The 393-nt window shown below is 39.7% G+C and carries 1 pseudogene; it reads left to right on the top strand.

What is annotated here, in order from left to right:
• A pseudogene (locus tag HMPREF2837_RS09460) lies at positions 1-393 on the top strand (transposase family protein); the annotation flags it as partial.

Here is a 393-nt window from a genome sequence, read left to right as displayed (position 1 = left end):
GCTTATCAACGTAAACACGCAAAAGGTGGACGAAAACCCAAATTAAGCCTAGAAGACCTCCTCATGGCTACTCTTCAATATATGCGAGAATACCGCACTTATGAACAAATCGCGGCTGATTTTGGCATTCACGAAAGCAACTTAATCCGTCGGAGTCAATGGGTTGAAGCAACTCTTATTCAAAGTGGTTTTACGATTTCAAAAACTCATCTTAGTGCTGAGGATACGGTGATTGTGGATGCAACAGAGGTAAAAATAAATCGTCCTAAAAAAATCAACTAGCCAATTATTCTGGTAAAAAGAAATATCATGCTATGAAGGCTCAAGCGATTGTCACAAGGCAAGGGAGAATTGTTTCATTGGATATCGCTGTGAACTATTGCCACGATATGA

Origin of the sequence: Streptococcus sp. HMSC071D03 (assembly GCF_001812125.1) — a bacterium.
GTDB lineage: Bacteria > Bacillota > Bacilli > Lactobacillales > Streptococcaceae > Streptococcus > Streptococcus pseudopneumoniae_N.
Note: the sequence above shows the minus strand (reverse complement) of the source record. Positions and strands in the feature narration are given on the sequence as shown.